We start from the raw sequence: 6,969 nt of genomic DNA, 5'->3' as shown, positions 1-6,969 counted from the left end.
GTGTCGCACCGCGAAGCGCTGGGCAACTGCTTCATCGCGTTCCACTTCCGGGAGGCGGCCGCGAACCTGTTGACCATCGACGAGATCGACCCCACCGGCAAGATCCCGGAGTTCAAGTTCTGCGCGGTGCAGGTCGAACCGATCGGAGTGCGGGCATGACCGCCGGGGTGCGGGTGCCCGGCGTCGAGGGGCGCGCGGGCAAGTTCCCCGGTCCGTCGTTGATCCCGGCGCTCACCGCGATCCAGGACCGGCTCGGGTGGCTGCCGCGCGAAGAGCTGGAGGAGCTCGCGCGCGAGACCCGCCGCCCCCGGTACGAGATCGAGGGCCTGGTCTCGTTCTACCCACACTTCCGCACCAGCCCGCCGGCCCCGGTGGCCCTGCACGTGTGCCACGACCTGCCCTGCTTCCTGCGCGGCGGCGAGGAGCGGCTCGGCGAGCTGCGGGAGCGCTACGGCGCCGATGCCGACGTGGAGCTGGTCGAGGTGTCCTGCCTCGGCCGCTGCGACACCGCACCCGCGGTGGCGGTGAACGAACAGCCCGCACCGGCCTCGGACGCCGACGAGCTGGTCGCCGCCGCCCGGCTTCCGGCACCCGCCGCGAGCGCCACAGCACCCGCGGGCCCCGGGCGCAGCGAACCGTGGCCGAACGACCCCTACCCCGCGGGCTCCGGGGTCGCCCAGCGCTACGCCACGCTGCGCGCCCTGCTCGCCGGCGACCTGGACGCGGACGCGCTCGTCGGCGTCCTGAAGGACTCCGGCCTGCGCGGCATGGGCGGCGCCGGGTTCCCGACCGGGCAGAAGTGGGGCCTGGTCCTCGCGGCGCAGGAGGGCACGAAGTACGCGATCTGCAACGCCGACGAGTCCGAGCCCGGCACCTTCAAGGACCGCCAGATCCTCGCCGACCAGCCGCACCTCGTGCTCGAAGGGCTGCTGCTCGGGATGGCCGTGGTCGGGGCCGAGCAGGGATGGGTGTTCCTCCGCCACGAGTACGGTCCCGAGGAGCACGTGCTGCGCGCCGAGATCGACGCGCTGCGCGCCGCGGGCGTCGTCGGCCCGGACGCGTGCGGCAGCGGCCGGCGCCTCGAGCTGGACGTCTTCGTCTCCCCCGGCGGCTACATCCTCGGCGAGGAGACCGCGCTGCTGGAGTGCATGGAGGGCCACCGCGGCGAGCCGCGCAACAAGCCGCCCTTCCCCGGCAACCACGGCCTGCACGGCCGCCCGACGCTGATCAACTCCGTTGAGACGTTCGCCGACGTGCCGGTGATCGTGCAGCGCGGCCCGGCGTGGTGGCGCGACCAGGGGGTCGGCGAGTCGGTCGGCTGGAAGTTCTTCGCCGTGTCCGGGCACGTGGAGCGGCCCGGCGTGTACTGCGTGCCGATGGGCACCACCGTCGGCGCGCTGATCGAGCAGGCAGGCGGTGTCAGCGACGGCCGTGCGGTCGGGGCCGTGCAGCCCGGCGGCGCGTCGTCGAACTTCATCGGGCCCGATCAGCTCGACATCCCACTCGACTTCGGCACCGCCGCCGCGGCCGGCACGATGCTCGGCTCCGGCGCGCTCGTCGTGCTCGCCGAGGGCACCGACCTGCTCGCGGCGGCCACCAACGTGCTGCGCTTCTTCCGCAACGAGTCCTGCGGGAAGTGCGTGCCGTGCCGGGTCGGTTCCACCAAGGCGCACGCGATGCTGGAGGGCCGCAGCGACCTCGACGCCACCGAACGCGCGCGGATCGCCGAGTTGGAGCAGGCGATGCGCAAGACCTCGATCTGCGGGCTCGGCCAGGTGGCGCTCGGCCCGGTCGTGAGCGTGCTGGGCCTGGAGCGCAGACAGACCTGATTCACGCGCGCTCGGGTGTCACGGTTCGACGTCCGTCGCCGCCCACGGGTCGACCGGCACGACGCGCACGCTGCGGCCCTGCTCGTCGACGATCCGCCCGTGCACCTTCACCTGCTGCAGCACCACCCGCCGGTCGACCACGTTCGCCGTCGGGTGTGCCCGCACGATCCGGCCCAGCACCTCGTCGAGGTGCTCGAGCGAGCGCAGGCTGACCACGAGGGCCAGGTTGGCGGGCCCGGGGACCCCCGAACAGTGCCGTGTCTCCGGCAGCGCGCCCAGCGACCGGCCGACCGCCGCAAGATCGTCATCGGGTACCGACAGCCAGAGGAAGGCCATCGAGCCCCAGCCGGTGAGCGGGCGGGCCACGTCGCACCGGAAGGTGACGTCGCCGTGGCGCCTCAGCCGGTCGAGGCGCCGGCGGACGGCCTGCGGCGAGGTGCCGAGTTCCTCGGCCAGGTCGTTGTAGGACCGGCGCCCGTCGCTCCCGAGGGCGAGGAACAGGCGCCGGTCCCCCTCGCCGAAGGGTCGCATCGACGCCGGTGCCGGGCCGGCCACCTCGCGGACCTGCTCGGCCTGCACCCGGTTCATCACCCCCAGCCGCCACACCACGCCGCCGAACAGGCCGCTGTAGAGGTAGGAGTGCAACGCCGTCACGTCCTGCGGAACCGGCAGTCTGCGCACCAGAACGTCGGCGATGGCCGGCAACGTGGGCGCCAGGACCAGCGCGAAGACCTGGTAGCGACCGGTCGTGATGCCGACGGTGCTCACGTGCGGCAGCTCGGCGAGCGCCAGCGCGACCGCGCGCGCCGTGCCCGGCCGGCAGGACATCTCCAGCACCGCGCCACGCATCCGCCGGTTGCTCAACGCCACCGTGACCCACGCGGACCCGGAGTCGACCAACCGCTGCCACCGGCGTGCCAGCGTGATCGGCGCCAGCTCGAGGACGCTCCCCAGGCTGGCCCAGCTGGCTCGGGGGTTGAGCTGCATAGCGTCGACCAACGCGAGATCGGTCTCGTCGAGCACGTCAGGCCGCGGAGGGTGACGAGCGCGACCATCTGTCGCGATCGAACATCTGCTGCGTGATCAACGACGATTTCCTGCCCTTCTGCTCACCGGATCAGCGATCTCCCGCACGGTACCGGCAAGCGACCACCAGCTGAACAACGTCCGTCGGACCCGGCCCGCAGGAGCAGCAGATGGCCATCGGCCACGAGAGCACCGATCCGCCCACCACCGTGCCACCCGAGCTGTACCGCAAGATCGCGTGGCGGATCCTGCCGCTGCTCGTGGTCTGCTACCTCTTCGCCTACATCGACCGCGTCAACATCGGCTTCGCGAAGCTGCAGATGGCGCAGGACATCGGCATCAGCGAGGCCGTCTACGGGCTGGCCGCCGGCGTCTTCTTCGTCGGATACGTGATCTTCGAGGTCCCCAGCAACCTGCTGCTGCGCCGGATCGGCACCCGCAAGACCGTCTTCCGGATCATGCTGCTCTGGGGGATCACCTCGGCGGCGATGCTGTTCGTGCACGACGCGACGAGCTTCTACGTCCTGCGCTTCCTCCTCGGGGTGTTCGAGGCGGGATTCGCGCCCGGCATCATCTTCTACCTGACCCTCTGGTTCCCCCGGGCCCGGATGGGTGCGGCCATGGCCGTGCTGATGATCCCCGGCCCGCTCGGCTCGATGATCGGCGGCCCGGTGTCCGCGCTCCTCATGACCGGGATGGATGGTTCTGCGGGGCTCGCCGGCTGGCAGTGGATGTTCCTCCTCGAGGGGCTGCCCTGCGTGCTGCTCGCCTTCGTCGTCCTGAAGTTCCTGCCGAACGGGCCGGGCGACGCCCGCTGGCTCACCGCGCACGAGCGCACCCTGGTCGAGGGCGCGATCACCACCGGCCAGGAGAACGGGGAGCACCGGTTCCGGAAGGTGCTCACCGACCCCCGCGTGTACGGGCTCGCGGTCGGCTACTTCTGCCTCATCAGCGGCCTCTACGGGGTCGCCTTCTGGCTGCCGACGATCCTGTCGGAGAACGGCATCGAGTCCGTCGTCGCGATCGGGCTGTGGTCCGCGGCGCCCTACGCCGTCGCGCTCGTGCTGATGCGCGTGCTCGCCCGCCACTCCGACGCCACCGGCGAGCGGCGCCTGCACATCGTCGTCCCGACGTTCATCGGTGCCGCCGGCATGGCGGTCGCCGCCGTCACCGGTTCGACCTTCGCGCTGTCGATGACCGCGCTCATCGTATCCACGGCCTGCATGTGGGGCGCCTACACCGTGTTCTGGTCGGTTCCTTCCACCTTCCTCACCGGTGATGCCGCGGCCGGGGGAATCGCCTTCATCAACAGCATCGGGCTGCTCGGTGGCTTCTTCAGCCCCACCCTGATCGGCTACGTGAAGGAGACGACCGGCAGCACGGAGATCGGGCTCCTCACGCTCGTCGGGCTGCTGGTGGTCGGCGGGATCTCGCTGACCGTGACGCGCATCCGGACCGGGGCCGCGCCCGCCCCGCTCGCCGCCGGAGCGGAGGGCCTCCGATGACGGCGCGCGCGCCGCGGGTGCTGGTCGCGGGGTTCCAGCACGAGACGAACACGTTCGCAGCGGCGCCGGCCGACTACGCGAACTTCGAGAACGGGGAGGGCTTCCCGGCCCTGCGCCGCGGCGAGCGGGTGCGCGAGCTGGAACCGGTGAACCTGCCGGTGGGCGGTTTCCTGCAGCAGGCCCGCGCGCGCGGCTGGGACGTGCTCCCGGTGATCTGGGCGGCAGCCAGCCCGTCGGGCCCGGTGACCGCGGCGACCTACGAGCGCATCGCCGGCGACATCGTCGACGCCGCGCGGGCGTCCCGGCCGGACGCCGTGTACCTCGACCTGCACGGCGCCATGGTCGTCGAGCACCACGACGACGGGGAGGGCGAGCTGCTCAGCAGGGTCCGCGCCGTCGTGGGGCCGGACGTTCCCGTCGTCGCCAGCCTGGACCTGCACGCCAACATGTCCGCCCGGATGTTCGACGCCGCGGACGCGCTGGTCTGCTACCGCACCTACCCGCACGTCGACATGGCCGGGACCGGCGCTCGGGCCGCCGGACTGCTCGCCAGGCGGCTGGCGGGCGAGCAGCTGCGGCTCGCCTGGCGCCGGGTCCCCTTCCTGATCCCGATCAACTCGGGTTGCACCGACCTGGAGCCCGCACGGTCGGTCTACGGCGGGTTGGAGGCCCTCGACGGACGCGATGCGTGCACCTCGTTCGCCGCCGGCTTCCCCGCAGCCGACATCCCCGACTGCGGGCCGGTCGTGTGGGCCTACGGCACCGGCTCCGTGCAGGAGATCGTGGACCGGCTCCACGACGAGGTCACCCGTGACGAGGAGAAGTGGGCCGTCGAGCTGCTCGAGCCGGCCGACGCCGTCGCCCGGGCCCTCGCGGCCGACGTGACCGGACCCGACGGCGAGATCGGCCCGGTGGTCATCGCGGACACCCAGGACAACCCGGGTGCCGGCGGTTCGGCCCGCACGACGGGCATGCTGCGCGCACTGCTCGCGGCGGCCAGCGACGAGCCCACCGCGCTCGGGCTGATCACCGACCCGGACGCCGCCGCGGCTGCCGCGGCGGCGGGCGTGGGCACGGCCGTGGATCTGTCCATCGGAGGCGAGCCGCTGGTGCCCGGCGACGAGCCGGTGACGGGCCGGTTCGTCGTCGAGGCGCTGTCCGACGGGCGCTGCCGCTTCGACGGGCCGATGCTGCACGGGACCGAGATCGACCTGGGCACCTCCGCCTGCCTGCGGTCGGGATCGGTCCGCGTCGCGGTGACCACCGGGCGCTCCCAGGTGTTCGACCGCAACCAGTTCCGGATGGTCGGCATCACCCCGGAGGAGCAGCAGGTGCTCGTGGTCAAGAGCTCCGTCCACTTCCGCGGGGACTTCGCCGCGATCGCACGGGATGTCCTCGTGGCGCGGTCACCGGGGCTGATGGCAGCCGATCCCGCCGACCTGGAATGGCATCGGCTGCCCACCGCCCTGCGCGTCACTCCGGGCGGGCTCACGTACCCGGTCAGTCCGCCTCGACCGGGGCCTCTCCGAACACGGCGAAGCTGACGACCCAGTAGGCGATGTAGAGCGCCAGCAGCAGGAACCCGTGCCAGCGCCTCAGCCGGCCCGTGTAGAGGAAGTACGCCGACAGGCAGGTCATGACCACCAGCACCGGGAGGTGCCAGGAGAGCACGTCGTCGTCGACGACGATGCTGCCGGCGAGCAGGATGATGCCGAGCTTCCCGGTGACCCCGAAGACGACGCTGCCGATGACGTTCCCGACGCCGATCTCGGGCGCACCCTTCCGGGACGGTCCGACGGTCAGGAGGATGTCCTCGAGGGTGAGCACGAGGGTGGCGATGGTGGCACCGAACAGGGCGCCCTCGATCCCGTAGTCCTCGAGGATCCCCTCGGTCCCGATGCTGGTGGCGGTGGCGCCGGCGATGAGGCCGACGAGGGCGACGAGGGCGAGCCCGATCGCGGCCCAGCCGGGGATCGGACGGCTCTTGTTGAACGGCATCGTCACGACGAAGGGCGGCTTGTTCGTGGGCTCGTCGCCGATGGACTCGTCGGTCGCGACGGCGGTGGCCGTCCCACCGCCACCTGCCTCGATCTTCTCGAGTATCTCCGCATTCCGGAAGACCGGCGTGGTCCTCCTGAGCTCCCGGGAGGCGACGTAGGCGATGAAGAGCACGAACAGGATCATGAGCACCACACCGTGAACGGCGGTGAGAGGCGCGGTCAGGATGAAGGGGATCATCACCAGCGGCGCGGCGGCGAACATCGCGATGTACTCACGCTGGACGTTCACCCTGCCCGGGCAGAATATCGCGGCGAGGGCAAGCACGACCCCGGTCATGGATATCGCGGTCCCGAACACGGTTCCGAGAGCCACTTCGCTGAGGTCCTCGAGGTTCAGCGCCACCCCGAGCGCCACGTCGTCGAACTCGATGCCGGTGAAGACGATGGCGAGCAGGAACACGGATATGTGCAGGCCCGCGGCTGAGCCGACGAGATAGACGATCAACTTCTCCGCGCTGTATATCAACAGCGCTGCCCCGAAGATGAAGATGAGTATTGACATCATTCTGGACGCTCCTCCTTGAGACGCCGAAGTGGTTCAGGGCGGTG

General features: G+C 71.4%; 5 protein-coding genes. 3 read left to right on the top strand and 2 right to left on the bottom strand.

Translation table 11 applies throughout. The features are described 5' to 3' along the window. The first annotated feature begins 155 nt into the window (after positions 1–155). Entirely contained in the window at positions 156–1,829 is a 1,674-nt protein-coding gene (locus tag CFP66_RS46115; protein WP_094931924.1) for an NAD(P)H-dependent oxidoreductase subunit E, read from the top strand. Between the two features lie 18 nt (positions 1,830–1,847). Here CFP66_RS46115 and CFP66_RS46110 read toward each other — a convergent pair whose 3' ends face one another. Then, the gene (locus CFP66_RS46110) at positions 1,848–2,852 is read right to left on the bottom strand and encodes an Lrp/AsnC family transcriptional regulator (RefSeq protein ID WP_094931922.1); all 1,005 of its coding nucleotides are present in this window, start codon (positions 2,850–2,852) and stop codon (positions 1,848–1,850) included. A gap of 173 nt (positions 2,853–3,025) precedes the next feature. Between CFP66_RS46110 and CFP66_RS46105 the strand changes: the two genes are divergently transcribed. Further along, positions 3,026–4,360, top strand: coding sequence for an MFS transporter (locus CFP66_RS46105; RefSeq protein ID WP_094931920.1), 1,335 nt, complete (start codon positions 3,026–3,028; stop codon positions 4,358–4,360). Beyond that, on the top strand, positions 4,357–5,904 hold the full coding sequence (locus CFP66_RS46100) for a M81 family metallopeptidase (RefSeq protein ID WP_094931918.1): 1,548 nt from the start codon (positions 4,357–4,359) through the stop codon (positions 5,902–5,904). The genes CFP66_RS46105 and CFP66_RS46100 overlap by 4 nt, the downstream gene beginning before the upstream one ends. Here the strand turns inward: CFP66_RS46100 and CFP66_RS46095 are convergent. Then, on the bottom strand, positions 5,861–6,925 hold the full coding sequence (locus CFP66_RS46095; RefSeq protein WP_094931916.1) for a sodium:calcium antiporter: 1,065 nt from the start codon (positions 6,923–6,925) through the stop codon (positions 5,861–5,863). The two genes, CFP66_RS46100 and CFP66_RS46095, sit on opposite strands and share 44 nt — an antisense overlap. Positions 6,926–6,969: the final 44 nt, after the last annotated feature.

The sequence above is a fragment of the Pseudonocardia sp. MH-G8 genome, from assembly GCF_002262885.1.
Classification (GTDB): domain Bacteria; phylum Actinomycetota; class Actinomycetes; order Mycobacteriales; family Pseudonocardiaceae; genus Pseudonocardia.
This window is presented reverse-complemented; position numbering and strand designations above follow the sequence as displayed.

What these genes read in the sequence shown, in the direction of transcription:
- CFP66_RS46100 (WP_094931918.1), top strand. Translation starts at nt 4,357, where the DNA reads ATGACGGCGCGCGCGCCGCGGGTGCTGGTCGCGGGGTTCCAGCACGAG.
- CFP66_RS46115 (WP_094931924.1), top strand. Translation starts at nt 156, where the DNA reads ATGACCGCCGGGGTGCGGGTGCCCGGCGTCGAGGGGCGCGCGGGCAAG.
- CFP66_RS46095 (WP_094931916.1), bottom strand. Translation starts at nt 6,925, where the DNA reads ATGATGTCAATACTCATCTTCATCTTCGGGGCAGCGCTGTTGATATAC.
- CFP66_RS46105 (WP_094931920.1), top strand. Translation starts at nt 3,026, where the DNA reads ATGGCCATCGGCCACGAGAGCACCGATCCGCCCACCACCGTGCCACCC.